General features: G+C 56.9%; 18 protein-coding genes. 11 read left to right on the plus strand and 7 right to left on the minus strand.

What is annotated here, in order from left to right; translation table 11 throughout:
- Positions 1–94: 94 nt before the first annotated feature.
- From GJR96_RS16210 to GJR96_RS16230, 5 genes are all read left to right on the plus strand, one after another.
- A complete protein-coding gene (locus tag GJR96_RS16210; protein ID WP_151164424.1) occupies positions 95–877 on the plus strand; it encodes an Lrp/AsnC family transcriptional regulator in 783 nt (260 codons plus the stop codon).
- Between the two features lie 66 nt (positions 878–943).
- Complete coding sequence (locus tag GJR96_RS16215; RefSeq protein ID WP_151164427.1) at positions 944–1,819, plus strand: NAD-dependent epimerase/dehydratase family protein; 876 nt, start codon at positions 944–946, stop codon at positions 1,817–1,819.
- Positions 1,820–1,930: 111 nt separating this feature from the next.
- Positions 1,931–2,341 (plus strand): CBS domain-containing protein, encoded by a 411-nt coding sequence (locus GJR96_RS16220; protein ID WP_151164429.1) that lies wholly within the window; start codon positions 1,931–1,933, stop codon positions 2,339–2,341.
- Positions 2,342–2,561: 220 nt separating this feature from the next.
- On the plus strand, positions 2,562–2,777 hold the full coding sequence (locus tag GJR96_RS16225) for a HalOD1 output domain-containing protein (RefSeq protein ID WP_151164432.1): 216 nt from the start codon (positions 2,562–2,564) through the stop codon (positions 2,775–2,777).
- A gap of 436 nt (positions 2,778–3,213) precedes the next feature.
- Positions 3,214–4,299 (plus strand): sodium:phosphate symporter, encoded by a 1,086-nt coding sequence (locus GJR96_RS16230; RefSeq protein ID WP_151164435.1) that lies wholly within the window; start codon positions 3,214–3,216, stop codon positions 4,297–4,299.
- Between the two features lie 116 nt (positions 4,300–4,415).
- Here GJR96_RS16230 and GJR96_RS16235 read toward each other — a convergent pair whose 3' ends face one another.
- Complete coding sequence (locus tag GJR96_RS16235) at positions 4,416–6,365, minus strand: copper-translocating P-type ATPase (RefSeq protein ID WP_151164672.1); 1,950 nt, start codon at positions 6,363–6,365, stop codon at positions 4,416–4,418.
- 305 nt (positions 6,366–6,670) lie between these two features.
- Positions 6,671–6,868, minus strand: coding sequence for a heavy-metal-associated domain-containing protein (locus tag GJR96_RS16240; protein ID WP_151164438.1), 198 nt, complete (start codon positions 6,866–6,868; stop codon positions 6,671–6,673).
- 505 nt (positions 6,869–7,373) lie between these two features.
- On the opposite strand from GJR96_RS16240, the gene GJR96_RS16245 reads away from it, so the two are divergent.
- A complete protein-coding gene (locus tag GJR96_RS16245) occupies positions 7,374–7,694 on the plus strand; it encodes a hypothetical protein (protein WP_151164440.1) in 321 nt (106 codons plus the stop codon).
- A 133-nt stretch (positions 7,695–7,827) separates the two neighbouring features.
- Here the strand turns inward: GJR96_RS16245 and GJR96_RS16250 are convergent, their stop codons facing one another.
- On the minus strand, positions 7,828–8,238 hold the full coding sequence (locus GJR96_RS16250) for a GlcG/HbpS family heme-binding protein (protein ID WP_151164443.1): 411 nt from the start codon (positions 8,236–8,238) through the stop codon (positions 7,828–7,830).
- A 402-nt stretch (positions 8,239–8,640) separates the two neighbouring features.
- Between GJR96_RS16250 and GJR96_RS16255 the strand changes: the two genes are divergently transcribed.
- On the plus strand, positions 8,641–9,879 hold the full coding sequence (locus GJR96_RS16255; RefSeq protein ID WP_225317770.1) for a glycoside hydrolase: 1,239 nt from the start codon (positions 8,641–8,643) through the stop codon (positions 9,877–9,879).
- 15 nt (positions 9,880–9,894) lie between these two features.
- Here the strand turns inward: GJR96_RS16255 and GJR96_RS16260 are convergent, their stop codons facing one another.
- Positions 9,895–10,548: a right-handed parallel beta-helix repeat-containing protein gene (locus tag GJR96_RS16260; protein WP_151164445.1), complete on the minus strand. Its 654-nt coding sequence runs from the start codon at positions 10,546–10,548 to the stop codon at positions 9,895–9,897.
- Positions 10,549–10,798: 250 nt separating this feature from the next.
- Positions 10,799–11,365 carry a TATA-box-binding protein gene (locus GJR96_RS16265; protein ID WP_151164448.1) on the minus strand — a complete coding sequence of 189 codons (567 nt, stop codon included), beginning with the start codon at positions 11,363–11,365 and terminating at the stop codon, positions 10,799–10,801.
- Between the two features lie 254 nt (positions 11,366–11,619).
- Between GJR96_RS16265 and GJR96_RS16270 the strand changes: the two genes are divergently transcribed.
- Both GJR96_RS16270 and GJR96_RS16275 read left to right on the plus strand, forming a co-directional pair.
- On the plus strand, positions 11,620–12,717 hold the full coding sequence (locus tag GJR96_RS16270) for an outer membrane protein assembly factor BamB family protein (protein ID WP_225317771.1): 1,098 nt from the start codon (positions 11,620–11,622) through the stop codon (positions 12,715–12,717).
- Positions 12,717–13,505 (plus strand): hypothetical protein, encoded by a 789-nt coding sequence (locus GJR96_RS16275; RefSeq protein WP_154326376.1) that lies wholly within the window; start codon positions 12,717–12,719, stop codon positions 13,503–13,505. Before GJR96_RS16270 ends, GJR96_RS16275 begins: the two co-directional genes overlap by 1 nt.
- 59 nt (positions 13,506–13,564) lie before the next feature.
- Here the strand turns inward: GJR96_RS16275 and GJR96_RS16280 are convergent, their stop codons facing one another.
- Together GJR96_RS16280 and GJR96_RS16285 are read right to left on the minus strand one after the other, a co-directional pair.
- Entirely contained in the window at positions 13,565–14,794 is a 1,230-nt protein-coding gene (locus GJR96_RS16280) for an MFS transporter (protein ID WP_394349506.1), read from the minus strand.
- A gap of 159 nt (positions 14,795–14,953) precedes the next feature.
- The gene (locus GJR96_RS16285; RefSeq protein ID WP_151164456.1) at positions 14,954–15,472 is read right to left on the minus strand and encodes a hypothetical protein; all 519 of its coding nucleotides are present in this window, start codon (positions 15,470–15,472) and stop codon (positions 14,954–14,956) included.
- A 539-nt stretch (positions 15,473–16,011) separates the two neighbouring features.
- Between GJR96_RS16285 and GJR96_RS16290 the strand changes: the two genes are divergently transcribed.
- A complete protein-coding gene (locus GJR96_RS16290) occupies positions 16,012–16,467 on the plus strand; it encodes a universal stress protein (protein ID WP_151164460.1) in 456 nt (151 codons plus the stop codon).
- Positions 16,468–18,729 (plus strand): amino acid permease, encoded by a 2,262-nt coding sequence (locus GJR96_RS16295; protein WP_151164463.1) that lies wholly within the window; start codon positions 16,468–16,470, stop codon positions 18,727–18,729.
- The last annotated feature ends 14 nt before the right edge of the window (positions 18,730–18,743 follow it).

Below are 18,743 nucleotides of genomic sequence, written 5' to 3' on the forward strand. Positions count from 1 at the left end.
TTGGAATTCAAAAACTGGCCGCCATCTGAGCAAACGTTATCCACCTGTGTCGGGTAGACTACTTCTGAAACCGAGATTGGAGCCCGTAACGACAATGTCACACCGAAATACCGACCATCGTCTCGACGAAATCGACCGACGAATCCTACACGCGCTCATGGACGACGCTCGAAACACCACCAGCAGCACACTCGCAGAACAAGCCGGCGTCTCGGGCGCGACCATCCGAAACCGAATTCACAGGCTCGAGGATGCCGGAATCATCCGTAGCTACACCACACAGGTCGATTTCGAGCGTGCCGGCAGGAAACTCTCCAATCTCTACCTCTGTGACGTCCCCGTCACCGAACGGGAAGCACTCGCCCACGAAGCACGGGCGATTCCAGGCGTCATCAACGTGCGTACACTGATGACTGGTCGTCGCAACCTGCACGTCCTCGCAGTCGGTGAGACGACGAGTGACCTTCGCCGGGTCGCACGACAACTCACCGACATCGGAATCCACATCGAAGACGAAGACCTCCTCGAAGAGGAACTCTTCGCCCCCTACGGTCCCTTCAATCCGGACGACCGGAACAACCCCTCTCCTGAACCAAACGACTTCATCAGTCTCACTGGGGACGCGAGCGTCGTGGAAGTCACGGTCGAATCGGGCGCACCCATCGCTGGGCAATCTGTCGAAGTTGCTGCCCGTAACGGCACCCTCGACGGAGATACCCTCCTCATCGCCATCGAACGCGACGACCGTGTTCTCACACCTCACGGGGACACCGTCATCCAGCCAGACGATATCGTAACTGTCCTGTCGAGAGACGGTGCAGATGCGGACGCCCTCACGGCGTTTCGGAGTCCGTCTAGCACCCCCAGTACGCAGTGATTGCACCGCCCCCTCGGCGAGGGGAGGACTCGCTGCTGTTTTGATTCACGTCGAGAATCGTCTCCCATGGACGTAGCAATCACGGGTGGGCGCGGTCAGACAGGACGGTGGGTCGTCGACCACCTCGCTGAAGACCACACCGTCACGTGCCTCGACCAGGACCATCCGGGAGACGATGGCCATCCAGACGTCGCGTATCGGGCGTTGGACCTCACGGACCAAGGAAGCGTGTTCGACACACTCACCAGACTCGAACCCGATGCAGTCGTCCATTGGGCCGCAATTCCGGCCGCTGGAATCAGGCCCGGTGTCGACACGTATCGCAACAACACACTCGCAGCACACAGTGTCTTGACGGCCGCTGGCCGTATCGGGGCTCGCGTCGTGCAAGCCTCCTCAGACGGCGCCTATGGTTTCTTCTTCGCCGACGAGACTCCGGTTCCCGACGAACTCCCGATTTCCGAAGCGCACGCGCGTCGTCCCGAAGACGACTACGGCCTCTCAAAAGTGGTGGCCGAAGAAATCGGGAAGACCATCGCCAGACGAGACGACGTACCGGTGATGTCACTTCGACCATCTTGGATACAAGTTCCGGGCGAGTATCCGTGCCGTGACGAAGAGTACACCTCGAACCTCGAAGCAGGTGCTGGGAACTTCTGGTCGTACGTCGACGTCCGTGACGTTGCTGACATGGTCGAAGCCGCGCTTACGGCCGACGTGTCAGGGCACGAAACGTTCAACTGCGTCGCTACAGACAACGCACTCGGCCGTCCCCTCCGCGAATTGATGACCGACTACTACGGAACCGTTCCAGCCACCTGTTCTGTCGAGGGTGACGCGTCTGCGTACGACATCACGAAAGCTAACAACCTCCTCGACTGGGAACCAACCCGTTCGTGGCGAGACGCAGCGACGGAGACGATTCCAACGCCTCGAGTCTGACGAAATGGAACTCTGTCACGAGTAGGTAAATTTCAAGAATTACTGAATTTCATTGAGACGATACATTGAACCGCCGACAATTATTAACGATTATCCCACAAGGATAGAGATATGCAACAGGAGAGAACTGCAGTCACACGACTCATGACGTCAGGCGTTCTCACTGTCACGGCCGAGACGGCAGTCGAAGATGCTGCGAAGTTGTTTCTGTCTGAGGACGTTGGGTCGGTTGTCGTCGTCGACGAGGACGACAAACCGATTGGGATGTTCACGAATACTGACCTCGCAGCGTTCGTCGCAGAGGGAGGTTCAGGAGGGGAGACAGCAGTTTCAGAGTACATGACTGAACGGGTTGTGGCCATCGGCTCTCAGGACAGTGTCCGCGACGCTGCTGCCAAGATGATTATCCACGGCATCCACCATCTCCCCGTGACTGACGACCACGGAAGCGTCGTCGGGATGCTCTCGACGATGGACCTCACGTCGCACTTCTCGTACTCAGGGGGTTCTGACATGATATGACGCACGTTCGGAAAGTAGGTACCTGAGAGACTCTGCTCCATCGGACTAACACGACTCAGTTTCATGGAAAAACGTCACCCAGGGATATCCCCACAATCATCACGAATACTCGGTACCGTGAAAGCCTGTGTCTCCTAATGAGGCAATGATAAATTCCCTTATCATGGCGGAGAAACCGTGTGATTGAAATAGAATATTTTGGATTTACGAGTAGAATCGAATGTCAGGGGAAACTGTGACCGAGGCGGTCCTCGCTGCCGTCGCCGAGCGTGAAGGTGTCGACGTCAAAGACCTACACCAATCCCTCTACGACTCCATTAGCCCAGAGGCACTCGATAAACTCTTTCGGGCAGGTCCCGTCGAAGTCACCTTCGAGTACATGGACTACGTCGTGACTGTGGATAACGACCTCGAAGTCGAATTAGAATCAAAGTAACGACCGATGTGCGGTCTGAATTCTGCGGCCACACCACAGGGCAGACAGTACTAAGTATTCCTCGTTCTCGAGTTCTCCACTCGCTGGTTTGGAAGCCAAACTCCCGGTCCGTGTGTTGTTCTGAGTGTCACGATTCCGCGAGATTCGGGAAATGTATTAGATACCTGACCAAATTAGATATGTCGTTGTCGTACACAGACAACGCGCTCAAGTAATATCCAGTCGCGATTGGAGAAAATGTCCATATATTGAATATCGCTATAACAAATATGAACCTAGTTTCCTCACAGCCTCGGACGATAGACATGTCCCATGGTTCTGTCCAGATACAATCCTAAGACTGGCTATCCCACGAAACTGTGTACCTACTGGGAATTTCCCTACCCACGGCGTAACCTTTGTACGCCTGCCACGAGGCTGTAAAGTCAGAATACTTGTGGATTCGAAGTTCGACAAGGTAGTAGCACAAGGGCGTACGTCCGGCCCGTTAGTCGGTGCTGCGACCGTCTCTCTGTTCCTGTTCCTATTCGCAATCCAGTTGCTGGGTGCAGCCACAGCGGCCGCGGCCGCTCCACTCGAACAGTTCTTCAGGCAATACGTCGCCGGGAGTGCGCAAGCCCTGGGGGCAAGCTGGCTCGCCACGTACGTACTCACCAACGGGTCAGTGGTAGCGGCCCTGTCCGTCTCGCTGTTCAAAACCGAGGTCCTCACGGCCTCACAGTTGTTCTTGATGCTGGCTGGCTCACGACTCGGTGGGGCCGCAATCGTCCTCCTGATAGGGACGCTAGATTACTTCCAGAAACAGCGCTATTCGTTCAGCGACTCAACACGGTTGGGGATACTAACCTTCCTCTTGTCACATTCGATCTATCTCCCAGCCACCGCCCTCGGGTATCTCCTGTTGCCACGACTCCAGACGAGATTCGAGAGTGTCGGTAACCGAATCGAACTCTCGTTTCAACCGTTGGCGGCCTTCGACCCAGCGACGGGAGCAGTTGTCGATACCGTCGGTGTGGGCCTGTCACTCGTTGTAGCCGTTCTCGTGCTGTTTGGCAGTCTCATGCTCTTCGATCGGGTTCTCAAACGTATCGACACGGAATGGCTCCGAAAGCGGTTCTTTCGTCGATTTCAGCACAAGTGGACTTCGTTTGGACTCGGCATCCTCATCACCGGTGTGACGACCAGCGTTGCGTTCTCACTTGGGGTGGTCGTCCCCCTCTACAATCGTGATTACATCAAACGACAAGAGATCGTTCCCTACGTTCTGGGTGCGAATATCGGCACCTTCTTCGACACGATTGTCATCGCCGTGCTTCTGGAATCCCCTCAAGGCGTGGCTATCGTGCTCTCACTCGTGGCCGTCGGAACGGTCATAACGGTCGGTACACTGGTTCTGTTCTCGACGTACTTCCAAACTGTCGAAACCATTCAAACTCGAATCATCACTGATCGTCGCTATCTGACCGGGTTTCTCATCTCGCTGGTCGTCTTTCCGATACTTCTGGTCCTGCTTCCGATCTAGTTCTGCGGCCGAGGCAGTCTGTTCTACTTCGCGTTCGCGTGCCTGCTGTACTCGATCTGGTGCGGTCGATCTGCTGGTACAGACCGAGCTACTTCGCAGGGCGACCATCCGAGAGTTCACGCCGAGAGGTCGACCCCTCGAAGCCGCCGGGCGTTTACCGCGACGATGATGGTCGACAGTGACATGAAGACCGCACCGATAGCCGGTGACAGGAGGATACCGACAGGTGCCAACACGCCGGCAGCAAGCGGCAAGGCGACGACGTTGTATCCCGTAGCCCAGACGAGATTCTCTTGCATCTTGCGGTAACTCGCCTTCGAGAGACGGACGAGACGAACCACATCCAGCGGATTGTTGTCGACGAGGATGATATCGCCCGATTCGATGGCGACGTCCGTCCCCGACCCGATTGCGATACCGACGTCGGCGCGTGTCAATGCGGGTGCGTCGTTGACGCCGTCACCAACCATCGCGACGAGTTTGCCCTCGGATTGGAGTCGTGTGACCTTCGAGTCTTTCTCTTCTGGCAAGACCTCTGCGAAGTACTGGTCGATACCGAGTTCTTCGGCGACGGCCTTCGCGACGTCTTCGGAGTCACCCGTCAGCATCGCGACTTCGATACCCATCTCGTGCAGTGCGTCGATGGCCCGGCGACTCTCCTCTCGGATGACATCTGCAAGCGCGAATGCCGCAACGATGTTGGATTCGTCCTGAACGAGGTAGACGACAGTTTGCGCATTCGACCCTGCTTCGTCAGCGAAGGCGACAAGTTCCTCGGGACGTTCGATACCCAGTTGCTCGAGGAGGTTGGGGCCACCGAGGTGGACTGTTTCACCATCGACGGTGGCCTTCACACCGAGACCTCTGAGGTTCTCGAAGTTCGAGACGGCCACCCGCGAGACACCGCGCTCTTCCGCAGCGTTCCTGATGGCGCGAGCAATCATGTGCTCTGAGTCACCTTCGACACCAGCGGCGATTTCGAAGGCCCGTTGCTCGGTCCAACCATCTGCGACGTGGACGCCCACGACGCCCTGTTCACCCTTCGTCAATGTCCCCGTCTTGTCGAACATCACTGTATCGAGGTTTCGAGCCTCTTCCATGGCGATGCGGTCGCGTATCAACATCCCGTTCTGTGCCGCAGTCGACGTGTTGATGGCGACGACGAGTGGGACGGCGAGTCCGAGTGCGTGCGGACACGCGATGACGAGAACTGTGACGACCCGCTCGAGGACGCCGATGTCGAACCCGACTGCGAGAACCCACGCGATGCCCGTGATTGCCGCAACGGAGAGCGCGATGTAGAAGAGCCATCCTGCCGCCTTGTCCGCGAGTAACTGCGTCCGCGATTTCGACTGTTGTGCTTCTTCGACGAGGCGCATGATACCCGCCAGTGTCGTCTCGTCGCCGGTCTTCGTCACGCGAACGCGGAGACTACCGTCTTGGTTGACAGTCCCAGCGATAACCTCTGCCCCGGGGTCTTTGCCGACTGACCGAGACTCACCAGTAATCATCGACTCGTCGACTGACGAATCGCCCTCGACGACTTCCCCATCGGCAGGAACCGATGCACCCGGTCGAACGAGGACTACGTCACCTTCGACAAGGGTGGAGATTGGTACCTCTTCAGTATCCCCACTATCGGTGACTCGTTCTGCGGTGTCTGGCATGAGTTTCGCTAGTTCGTCGAGTGCACCGGATGCCTGTCGAACAGACCGCATCTCCATCCAGTGGCCCAGCAGCATGACGTCGATAAGCGTAACGAGTTCCCAGAAGAACGGGGTCGTTCCCTCGATGAAGAGACTCGCGATGGAGTAGACGAATGCGACGGTGATTGCCAACGAGATGAGCATCATCATCCCCGGTTCGCGGTTTTTCACCTCGTTCCGAGCCATCGAGAGGAACGGAACGCCACCGTACGCGAAGATAATCACCGAGAAGACGGGGGTAATCCAAGCACTCCCGGGGAACACGGGCGCAGTGTAGCCGAAGACGTCCTGAATGAACTCACTGAAGTAGATGACGGGAACCGAGAGGACGAGCGATACCCAGAATCGCCGCCGAAACATCTGTTCGTGGCCGGTGTGGTCAGTGTGCGCCCTGTGGCCGCCACCGTGACCCTCGGCCGTTTCGTGGATGGTGGCTTCGTGTTCCTCGTGTGAGGCGTGGACAGACTCGTCGGTCGCTTCGTGGACGTGGTCGCCGTTTCTGTGCGATTTGGAACGGTGGTGTCCGTTTGACTGATTTTGGCTATCGTCGTTCATACGTTGTCTATTGTTGTCGGCTCACAAGGATTGGCCGAATCCTGCCTCCGTGGGGGATACGATAGCGGGAAATGGCTGGCGTGTTCGCCGGATTCTCCAATTCGGGTGCCTTAGGGGTGTGCAGTGTACCCAGCGTCTTCGACTGCCGCGATGAGAGCAGTGACCTCGTCGTCGCCGTCGATACTCGCTCGTTCGGCCGTCCGGTCGGCAGACGCATCAGTGACACCACTCACACTTCGGAGAGCGTTCTCGACGGTCTGTTCACAATGCTCGCAACTCATTCCATCGACCGTGATGGTCGTCGTCATACAGTCGTACCTACGTCGGCAGTTCTTATGCTGATTTTCACTTAGATTCGTCGGGCCGTGGGTGTCGAAACCTTAGAATACAAAGTCAATTCTCCTCCGTCGTCGTTTGCGCTTGGGCCCGTCGATTCTGCCTTGCACGTCCTAGACGAGACCAACTCGAAATATCTCAACTAGTGCTTTCGAACGCTAAGCGGCCGGATTGCGAGTACCGTCACTTCACGTGTCGAGACGTCACCCCTGACATCGGTACGCGGGGGTACAGAACATCGCACGGGTTACTCCGGATTGGACATCTCCTCTATCCACCACAACGAGTCACTGCTCTTGCTTCCGCATCTTGGCGAGGGATGAGACACCGCAACCAAAAGAATTGCGCACGAAACCTCCCGATTACAAAGCCACAACCGCATTAGGAGAGGAACCGTAGATACACCTCACAGAGACAATGGACAGATCAGATTACGCGATACTCTCGGTCATCGCAGTAATCACAGTTGCCATTGGTGTGGTCACGACGACAAAGCCGTTCGGGACGTTCTTCGTCGAGAGCGCACAACAAGCAGCGTCGACGACCATCGCGATAGCGTGGATAACGTGGTGGTCACTCGTCGTCGGGTTCGTGGTTCACTTCCTGTTCTTGGACCTCGGATTCATCCCCTCACGGGCGTCCGCTCAAGTCGCCGAAGTGTCCATCGAACTCAACTACAAACTCGTGTTGAACGTCTTCGCGACTATCTTCTTCGTGTTCCTCTACTGGTCACACAGACAGGACTCGGTCGCAGGCGAGAGACGAGGAGGAGAAGAACACGCAGACATGACGGACTGAGTCCCGAGCGAGCGAGAGGTGCGCGTTTCGTTTCCAGATTCTCTTCGCGCCGGATGCTATCGTCTTTTCAGACGACGCCTTGTGCTGTCGAAAGATGTGTAGACGAGTCCCTCGTGAGACAGTCGTCGACTGCCTACAACGATTCAAACATCTCGACTGCTGCTGATGCGACGGTGACGTCTTCTTCGACGCTTCCACCAGAGACACCGACTGCACCGACCACACGTCCGTTTTCTTCCAGCGGGATGCCGCCACCAAACGTGACGATACGCCCATCGTTCGTATCGCCGATACCATACAACGATTCGCCAGGTTGTGAAAGTTCCCAGACCGTATCTGTGTCGAGTTTGAGCGACACGGCGCTGTAGGCCTTGTTTTGTGCGATGTCGACACTGGCAAGGAGTGCGTCGTCCATTCGGTGGAATGCGACGAGATTCGCCCCCTCGTCCATCACTGTGATACACATCGGGACGTCAATTTCTTCGGCCTTCTGTTCAGCAGTGGCAATCAGTTCTTTTGCGACGTCAAGTGTTACGGCTGTCATTGGTTCAACCCATTTGTTAACATAGGTACATAATTATTTAAAATTTCAATTGGGGGAGTCTGCCCAGTTGCGTGCCAAGCTTCGTCTACGAGATGCCGGTGACCGCTGAGCCGGAAGGTGGTACGATAGGGGCTTTGGTTTGACCCTGAGTCCACGTTTCAAAGGATGTCGCCCAAGATGGCTTCTTCCGATTGAGGAAGACACGTGGCAACCACACAGTGAGTTCTCTCTGCAACACGAGCGAGCGTGCCGAGGTTATCGCAATCGTGACAGTGGTGATTTCGGAAATAATTCTTTAGGTGAAGGCCGTCGTTTGACTATGCCACTAGTGACCAGCCTTCACGAACTCGGTGGGCGGTACTGGTGTACAGTCGCTCTCCAACAGGACCGTTCGACGAACCGATGAACCGACGTACTCGACGTGTGTTCCTGCAGTGGTGTGCCGCGAGCGGTATCGCCGTAACTACTGGTTGTGCGGCCATCAATCTCCAGCCACCTACTGAAGACGACGAGAGTACCGAGACGACCGGCCCACCGACAACGACCAAGGGTGGTACCCCGACGCCAACCACGACACCCGAAACTGACGTGAATTCATCCCTCGACCTCGACAGCGACGCCCCAGTCAGCGTCCGTGGGGCCATCTACATCCCTGCACGAGCGTTTAATTTCTACCAGATGTGGCGCGACTACGACCCTGCTGTCACCGAGCGTGACCTCGGGTACGCCACACGACTTAACCTGAATGCGATTCGGACGTGGGGAAGCTACGAGTTCTGGCGAGAGGACCCCGCAGCGTTCGAGACGGCGTTCGAAGACTTCCTCCAGACGAGCGACGACTACGGAATCAAGCCCCTCGTCGGTCTGTTCGAGGGAATCGGAGACGAACCCACGAGAGAGAACCTCACCGACGACGACCTGATGACGGCGACCGGTGTCGCGTCGCCATCGAAGGAGATTCTACAGTCGAAAGACCGCTGGGAAGAGACACGAGAGTTCGTTCGCTGGTTCATGAATCGGTATGCAGACGACGAGAGACTCCTCGCCATAGAGCTCATCAACGAACCGGGGTGGAACAAACGTCGTATCGAGTTCTCGAAGTCGATGTACGAGACGATGCGTGAGATGCGCGGAAGCGTTCCGCTCACAGTTGGTTCGACGAGTATGTCGAAGAATTCCACCTACGCGAAGTGGGGGCTCGATCTGTTCCAGTTCCACTACAACTTCCCACCGAGTCAACCGACGTTCCGCAACGCGGTCCAGCGAGTCCAGTCGCTCGACGACGTCCTCTCGCAACCTGTGATGTTGACCGAGTGGCAACGAGTCCGGTCGGTACCGGGGTTCCACAATACCCAGCCGAGGAACCAGCGGACGCCGAACTATGCCTCCATGGCTCCGATACTCACCGAACTGGGGATGAGCAACTTCTTTTGGTCGCTGATGCTGCAACCGGCGTACTTCTGGTCGCAGCGACAGATGGGCGTGTTGAATGGAGTGTTCCACGAAGACGGAGCAGTGTGGAGTCTGGACGACGCGCGGAGTCTCAAAGCGATGTCGGGAGACGACGAGTTCGATGGCGAAGAGCGCAACGAGTGGCCGAGATGGGCCAAACCAATCAAAACAGAAGTGTACGGTGAGTGACCGACGTGGGACGGTTTACCCGAGTACCAGTCGAGTCCGGTTTGCCGCCGAGTCGGGGCTCTGACCCCGTGAACTGGCTGCATCTGAGACGACATCGCCGGCATAGTTTTCTTCGAACACTGTCCCTGTGAGTATCATCTCGTCGCCTCCTCGGTCGTCGTACACTCCGACCAAGTTGTCCCGCACCAACGACCTGGTCAAGTTGACTCGCGTCGACTGTACGACCTCCATACCGAAGGCGTTGTGGGCAAGGGTGACGTTCCGAACCGTCACGCTGTCGGCGTTTCGGACCGACACACCCTGGTTCCAGTCGGCTACGGTCACGTTCTGGATGGTGACGTTCTCGATAGTGTCGTTCGACATCCCGACGATGGCGATACCCGTCGTGTCACTCACGCCGGTTCCGTCGACCTTGTGGCCCCGTCCCTCCAACACGACGTCGTCACTCTCGACCACGACACACGATTGGGAGATGAAGGTGAAGTCGTCGTTGCCACCACCCACAATGCCACGCTCGAGGGCGTATCGCCCCGGTTCTGTAATCGTCGTGCAGTCGTCGACTTGGGTCACGTCTTCCACGTCGGTTCCCACCACCGTGGTCGTGGCAGTCGCTGAAGAGAAGGCGAAGAGGGCGACGAACACGAGAAGGGTGACACGGGTTCGGGTCAAAGCAAGTAGAACGTACGGGTAGAAGTCCTAAAGTTGTATTTCTCAAGAAGAGACTGGTTGGCTGACGAATCGAGTTCGGTGCGACCCGAGTATCCAAAGTCGTAGGTTGCAGTCCTCTGTGACCCGACGTCCGTTTTCTGGTATTCTAATCAGCGCTTACAGAGAAGACGCGACGAACCTCGACCCGGGGTGAGCGTTCGGTCTCATCTACATTCGCAGACATTACCTTTCGAAGGCAGTTGACCAGCGCTCAGCCGAGGAGGCCAAGCGAATCGATTTCATCGCTCACGACCTGAATCGCCTCGCGCGCGTATTCGACTTTCTTCGCGCCAGTGATGACAATCTTTCCGGACCCGAACAGGAGAACGACCACATTTGGCTCGTCGATTCGGTACACGAGACCGGGGAACTGTTCGGGTTCGTATTCGACGTTTTCGAGACCGAGGCCGATAGCGAGCGCGTTCAAATTGAGAGTGACTCCGAGGTCAGCACTCGAGACGATGTTCTGAACCGTCGCCTCTTCTCGGCCGTCGATAGGAATTCCGAGGCTCTCGAGTTCTGCGAACACCTGTTCTAACGCACGGTTGACTCCGTCGACGCTACTTGCACCCGTACAGACGATTTTGCCAGACCGGAAGATCAGATTTGCCGCGCGGGGTTCTTGTGTCCGATAGACGAGTCCAGGGAAGTTGTCGGGGTTGAACTCTGCCCCGTCGACGTCCATCGAGAGTGACTCCAAGTCCAGTTCTTGGCCCACTGCACTCGACGCGACGACGTTTTGAATCTCGAGCGAGGCGAGGCGTGCTTCGTTAGACATCTCTTTTGTATTTTATATACTGTTACTTAAGCGATTGTGTGGACGTGAACTTCCCGGGGACACACAGAGAAGTCACACACGGCCTGTTGGGTAATCGGTACATCCAACATTCAGGTCAGCCAACACGTATCTGAATGCCCTCCTCCAGACGACGATTTCTCGAAACGCTTGGACTCTCGATTACAGGAGTACCCTGCAGTGCGAGCGTCGCCGACGATGTCGAATCCCCTCAAGGTTCTCCAGACGAGTGGCCGATGAGTCGATACGACCCAGAAGGAACTGGTCACCATCCGACAGCGTCTGGCCCCAAAGACGACGTCGAGATACTGTGGAAACACGACGCCACCGACTGGTTTCTTGGGACGTCGTCACTCGTTCGACGTGGTGATACCCTTTACGCGGTCGGAAACGGACTCCTCGCACTCGACAGTGACTCCGGCGAACGAAAGTTTGGACACACCGGACCGTATCAATCGACGCCTGCATTCGCACCGGCATCGGTCTACGAAAGTGACACGCTCGCAGTGACCGCATCATCGGGCGTCTTCGGACTGAACGCGGATGGTGGGTTCACCATTCCGCTACTCGATCGGAACGTCGGGACAGAACGGTGGACTGGACCACAAACTGCTGGCGGTGGGTTCTTTGGCCCTGCGAAGGCAGACACACCGGTCACTGCCACCGGACGGATTTACACGGCACTTCCCGGGACAAATTCTATCGCTGCACTCGACCCGAACGACGGTCAGGTTCTCTGGCGGAGAACACATCATAAAGACGACGCAGTCAGTGCTGACATCAACAGACCTGCTGTGAGAGACGGCCTCGTTTTTACCACGAACTGGCCCGGGCAAGCAGCAGCCTATCAGGCCGAGACAGGCGATCGAGTCTGGATGGTCGAACTCGACGACCAGTTGCTCCTCCCACCGGTCGCGACTGAACAGGGAGTCGTCGTCCCGTCACGAGAATTCGTGTATTTACTCGACCAAACAGACGGGTCTGTGGTGTGGCAGTATTCGACGGATGGGAATGCAACCGAAAGCACACCGGCAGTTGCGAACGGAACCATCTTCGTCGCCAACGAGCGAGACTCGTTGCACGCAATCGACATCGAGACGGGCCAACAGCGCTGGACTGTTCCGTTCGAGGGTCCATCAGCACCCATCGTCGCGGACGGAACCGTGTACGCAGTCGAAGCAGGGTATTCGTTGGTTGCAATCGACGCTGCGTCAGGGGACATGTTGTTCGAATATCGACCGTCAGAAGTACCGCTCTCGACGCCAATCGTCGGCGACGGGGTTCTCTACGCAGCAAATCGCAGACGAGTCGTCGCACTCAGGGAGGCAAACTGATGGCTGGAGAACGTGCGCAACCGAAAGAGGATTCCGAGCCACCACGAGCAAGCACGAGACCGATGTCCTTCGGAACGATACTCGAACGCGCGCGCAAGCGAATCCGCAGCGACCCGGTCCTCGTCCTGCCATTCGTGATTGCAGGGTTCGTCGTCGGCCTCGCAGATGGTATCAGAACGTGGGACTCCATCCCAGTAAGCCGGCCTGAATGGGTCGGGAAAACGTTCAGTGTTCAATACTCGTTCTTCCCGAGTGGACCCGCGCGAACGGTCAGAGAATTGAGTGCGTTCGTCGACCTGGAAATCCCGTACGTTCTCGGGGCGATTACGCTCGAGTTTCTCGTATTCATAGCAGTCGGACTCGCCGGATGGGTGACGATTTCCCGGTCGATAGAAGCTGAGCAGCGTCTCGGGTCGCTCAGCAGGTATCTGGCCGTTTTCTTTGTGCTCGGGTCGGTTCCCGTATTACTCGGGCCGACGTCCGTGACACTCAGTAGTCTCCCACTTGCACTTCTGGGACTCGTCGTCGTCTCGTTCGTCTCCGTGCGGGGGTTCTTATTCCCCGGATTCCTCGTTCGAGGCGATGGCGTATTCGGCGCGGTCAAACATAGTTTCCAAGCCTCTACGGGAGCATTTTGGCCACTTCTCTCACTCGTCGTTCTCTTCGGACTCGGGTACTGGGTGCTCGCTCAGGTCCCACTCGTCGGTGGGTTCCTGAGTACCACCCTCGTTGCACCGATACACTCGGTTTCACTCGCCGTGGTACTCGAACGTCGAAGCAGTCGGTGACGCGTATCGAAACTGTGCCGAAGAGAGTCCCAATCTCACAACCAATCCGTGACGACGTTCTACTGCGTGGCTGAGATTGGAACCTCCCAGAGGAGGACGAGTCCCGAACCTGCCACGAGAACCACCCCTGCTACCGCCAACGCGAACAGCGGTGATACGAGGTCAGAGATGACCCCACTCCCGAGTTGGAACGGAATCACGGTGAGACCACTGACCATCGCGAGCGCACTCAACACCGTTGCTCGGCCAACTGTCTCGATGCGGTCGTTGACGTACTGCCCAGCGAACGTCCGCGTGACGTCGGCAAGTCCTCGCGCGACCAGAAACGTCGGGAGAGCCAGTATCGGAAGAAAGTACATCCCTATCAACGCGCCACCGACAGCAAACGGCAGGACGAGGAACCACGTTCGGATACCGACGTACTCCCTGATTGCGCCCGTATAGTAACTGAGGACTGCACCGAACAGACTGTACCCGGCGTAAAACCAGCCGAGGAGTGACTCGACCAGACCGGGCGAGACGCCGATATCGACTATGACCGTCTCGAAGATTGGCTGCAAGAACACGAACACGAGATAGGTGACAGCAGCATACAGAACGTAATAGTAGAGGATGAGGGCACGAACATTCCGTCGAGACAACACGTCGGCGACGATGCCGAGTATCTGGTCGAATCGCAACACATCAGTATTCGTCTTCTGGTAGGCCTCTGGTTCGTCCATCCTGCGAAGAACTACCACGCCGAGAGCGGTGACAGTCGCGGCGACGAACCATGGTAACGAGAGGTCGATGCTTCCGAGATACCCACCGAGGATAGCAGCACCCGCACCGACTGCCAGCGAGACTGACTCACCTCGGCCACGGACGTGGGCGAACTCGCTTTCCGAGAGAGTGTCCGTGAGGGTGTCGTACAACCACGCATCTTCACTCCCGGAACGGAAATTGTATCCCATCGACCAGACGGTGTACAGGACAGCAAACGTGTAGAACGAACTGGAGAGGCCAATTCCGACGAGCGCCCCGGTGATGAGTCCAGTCCCGATGAGGAGGCTATTCCGTCTGCCGACACGGTCACCAACGTACCCGGTTGGTATCTCACCCAACACCGTCGTGAGGTTGTAAATCGCCTCGAGGATGGCGATTTGCGTGAAGGTGAGACCCTGTCCGAGAAAAAAGAGGTACATAATCGGCCGGTAGAACTCGACTGCCTTGGTGGATTTGTAGAGGTAATACGTGAGAACGTTTTCAGGGACCGCCAGAAACCGCGTGCGAAAAGAAGAACCGCCCATTGGTCAACGAATATCACGAACCGATAAATTATTTATTGTTCTTACATTTTCAAGTGCCATACTATAAAACAGGAACCCGTCGCTGTCACCGACCTGCGCTCCCGAGATTCGTCCCTTTTCTTCGGAACGGTCGGCACGAGACGTGTTCGATACCCGACCTCAGGCAATCAGCCAATCGAAGCGAGATGCACACAGAGACGACCCACCCGAACCACGCTCTTCGAGCGTGAGCGTGTGCTCTTGGTCGCGACGTGTACACGCCTCGATTTCCGTCTGTTCGTGAGTCTCGTTGGCGCCGATGTCTTCGACTACGTACACAGTGACGTTGCCCGGTGTCCACGCTTCGACGGTCATCGTCTCCTCGTCACCGGGTTCGACGGTGACGTGTTGAGTCGGGATTCCGTCGTCGACGAGTGTAACGTTCTGGAAGTCCTGCGGCCAGACCATCTGAGAGAGTGTCACCAGTCGCCGGTCACCATCACTCGTCGTGACAGCGAAATTCATCAGCATCGCCTTTTGCAGGCTATCTATCGTGTATGCCGTCACTCGATACCTCGTCTCGTCTTCGTTTGTCACCGTCATGGTCGGTGGAGAGTGTATCGTTTCACCAGCCACGACGGAGAGGCCACTCAGGAGGACGAGGAGAGCGAGGGCAGCACCAATTCGACGGGAGACCATGCGTGTATACCCTCAGCCACCCTTGAAAAAGTATCACGTGTTTGTCTCGTGCTACCCTCGGACGTCTGTCGTACCACACCACTCGTTCACGACTGGTGTCTTGTGGGTCCCCCACCCGTCATATTTCGCCTCGGGTCTATCTGTACGATTCCGGAGTCAATTTTTACGGCGAAAATAATTCACCACCCGAGAAACTGTTAAGTGAATTTCCCGTCAACTTATTTTTGGAACGAAAATCAGACCGTTGGCTGACATGCCATGGCCGGGACCAGTCCATCACCTCGATGACACCAGATAATGTGTCTATCGTGTGAACGGAAAATAGGGCGATAGGCGAGTCCCGTGGTCGTCAGACGATGGTTTTCGACCTGTACCCCTCGACATAATGTATTCTTTCATCCCGAACCTTCGCCGATGGCTAACTTCCGAGGAGGTTCACGTCGAATGCCGCGACTGTGGAACCACACTCGAACCGGTAGACGAACCGTGTCCAGAGTGTGGTTCTCTCGAACGGTGCCGCTTCGAATTCGCGTAACACCATGACACAATCCTTCACAAAATCGATCGTCGTTCCGGTTGCAGACGAAGACGATGCTCGAGAGACAGCAACTGCGCTCGAACGCTACACTGTCGAGGACGTTACCGTCCTCCACATTATAGAGAAGGGGGAAGGAGTCCCGGACAAGACACCCGTTGCTCAATCCGAAGAGACCGCAGCACGGTCTTTCGCCGCGTTTCACGAGAAGTTTCCCAACGCGAACACAGAGACCGTCTATCGGAGGGACGTGGTTTCGGGCATCATCGAGGTTGCTAGCGAGATAGATGCGAGTGCAATCGTGTTTCGACCCCGTGGAGGGGCACGCATCCTCCAGTTCCTCGCTGGCGACCGTTCGTTGCGGCTTATCACCGAATCCAAGCGGCCGGTGATTGCCCTGCCAGAGACTGACGGCGATGAAACCGGGGGAGGAGGAACGGACGATGCCGAGGTGATGTGAATGTCGTCTGGTGACGAAGAACTCGCGAAAGACCTTGGGTTGCTGTCAGCGCTGACTATCGGCGTTGGAACGATGATTGGAGCGGGGATTTTCGTCCTGCCCGGACAGGCGGCAGCAGCAGCAGGCCCCGCCGTTGCACTGTCGTTCGTCGTCGGCGGTATCATCTCGCTGTTCACTGCGCTTTCGGCGTCTGAACTCGGGACGGCGATGCCAAAGGCCGGTGGGAGTTACTACTACGTGAACCACGCGTTGGGACCGTTGTTCGGTTCCGTCGCTGGGTGGGGAAACTGGATGGGGCTCGCGTTCGCCAGTGCATTCTACACGCTCGGGTTCGGCGAATACCTCGCATCGTTTCTCCCCTTGCCCGCCCTTTCTTTGGGCCCACTCGGACTCACCCCGTTCCAGATAGGGGCGTTGCTGGCTGGTTCTGCGTTCATCGCAATCAACTACATCGGGGCGAAAGAAACCGGTCGAATCCAAATCGTCATCGTCACCCTACTGGTTGGGATCCTGACCGTCTTCTCCCTTCTGGGGTTCTTGCAAGCGGACATCTCGACACTTCGACCGTTCTTCCCCGAAGAGACAGGTGGGACCGCTGCGGTACTCCCTGCGACTGGACTCGTCTTCGTATCGTTCCTCGGGTTCGCGAAGATTACCACCGTCGCTGAAGAACTGAAAAACCCCGGCCGGAACCTCCCCTTGGCCGTCGTCGGGAGCGTCCTCATCGTCACTGTCATGTACGCGGTCATTATGGTCGTCCTGATGGGCGTCATCAACTGGCCCCAACTCGCACCAGAGTTCACAGACACCCCCGTCTTAGACGTCGCAGAGATTGCCTTTGGCACAATTGGTCTCGCCGGCGTCGGTGTCGCGCTTTTAACGTTCGCCGGCTTACTCGCGACAGCTTCGAGCGCGAACGCGAGCATCCTCGCATCGTCACGTATCAACTTCGCGATGGGTCGTGACAAACTCGTCTCGGATAAACTCAACGCGATTCACCCGAACTTCGCAACCCCGTACCGGAGCATCGCCGTCACTGGTGGACTCATCCTCTTGTTCATCGTCGTCGGCGACGTCAAGACGCTCGCAAAAGCCGGGAGTGTGCTTCACCTCATCGTCTACGGGATGCTCAACATCGCACTCATCGTGATGCGACAAGCCGACGTCGACGAGTATCAACCAGATTTCGAAGTCCCACTCTATCCAGTCGTTCCGATTCTCGGAGCCGTGTCTTCGTTCGGGTTGATTGCGTTCATGGAACCGGTCGAAATCGCCCTCTCTGTCGTCTTCGTCGCGGGTGGTCTCGTGTGGTATCTGGCGTACGCCCGTGGGAAGACCACGAAACGGGGCATCTTGAGTCAGTACATCATCTCGCGGTCCGACGAGATGCCGTCAGCAGCGGTTTCGGCGGCGTCGACGGTCCAGCCAGATGGTGGTCAGTACAAGGTGATGGTTCCACTCGCCAATCCACAACACGAACACGACCTGATTACCCTCGCGAGCGCCATCGCGAAACAACATGACGGATACGTCGAGGCAGTTCACATCGTGACAGTTCCCGACCAGACGGCGCTTCGATACGGCGCGGAACACCTCGACGAACTTGATGCTGAATCGATGACACTCCTCGAACAGGCGCGCGACGACGCAGAGACCCTCGGCGTCGACATCGAAACACACACAGTCGTCTCCCACCAGTCGTTCGAGGAGATATTCGACGTGGCGAAAGACCACGAAGCAGACCTGGTCGTCATGGGGTGGGGCCCCGACTCACACGGTGCCCCGGGCCGAGCAGAGAGCGCACGAGACGAATTAACCGAGGACGTTCCATGTGATTTCATCGTCCTCAGGGACCGTGGGTTCGACCCGAGTGATATCCTCGTCCCGACTGCCGGTGGTCCAGACTCGGACCTCTCTGCAGAGGTTGCGAAGCTCCTCCAATCCACGTACGGTTCGAATGTGACACTGCTACACGTCGCGGAGACTGTCGAGGAGGGAGACTCGTTCCTCCGAGAGTGGGCCGAGACACACGGCTTGGAAGATGCGACCCTTCAGGTCGAGACAGGAGACGTCGAGACGGCCATCGAACGAGCAGCAGCCGATAAGTCGATGGTTATCATCGGAGCGACAGAGCGTGGGTTGCTCTCCCGGTTGCTTCGAGGGACCATCGCAGAGAGCGTGGTCGACGACATCGACAGTTCGGTCTTACTCGCTGAACGTGCGAGGACCCGAAGTTTCATGGATAAACTGTTCAGTCGCTGAACGCAGGCCCAAAC

Origin of the sequence: Haloferax litoreum (genome assembly GCF_009674605.1) — an archaeon.
GTDB lineage: Archaea > Halobacteriota > Halobacteria > Halobacteriales > Haloferacaceae > Haloferax > Haloferax litoreum.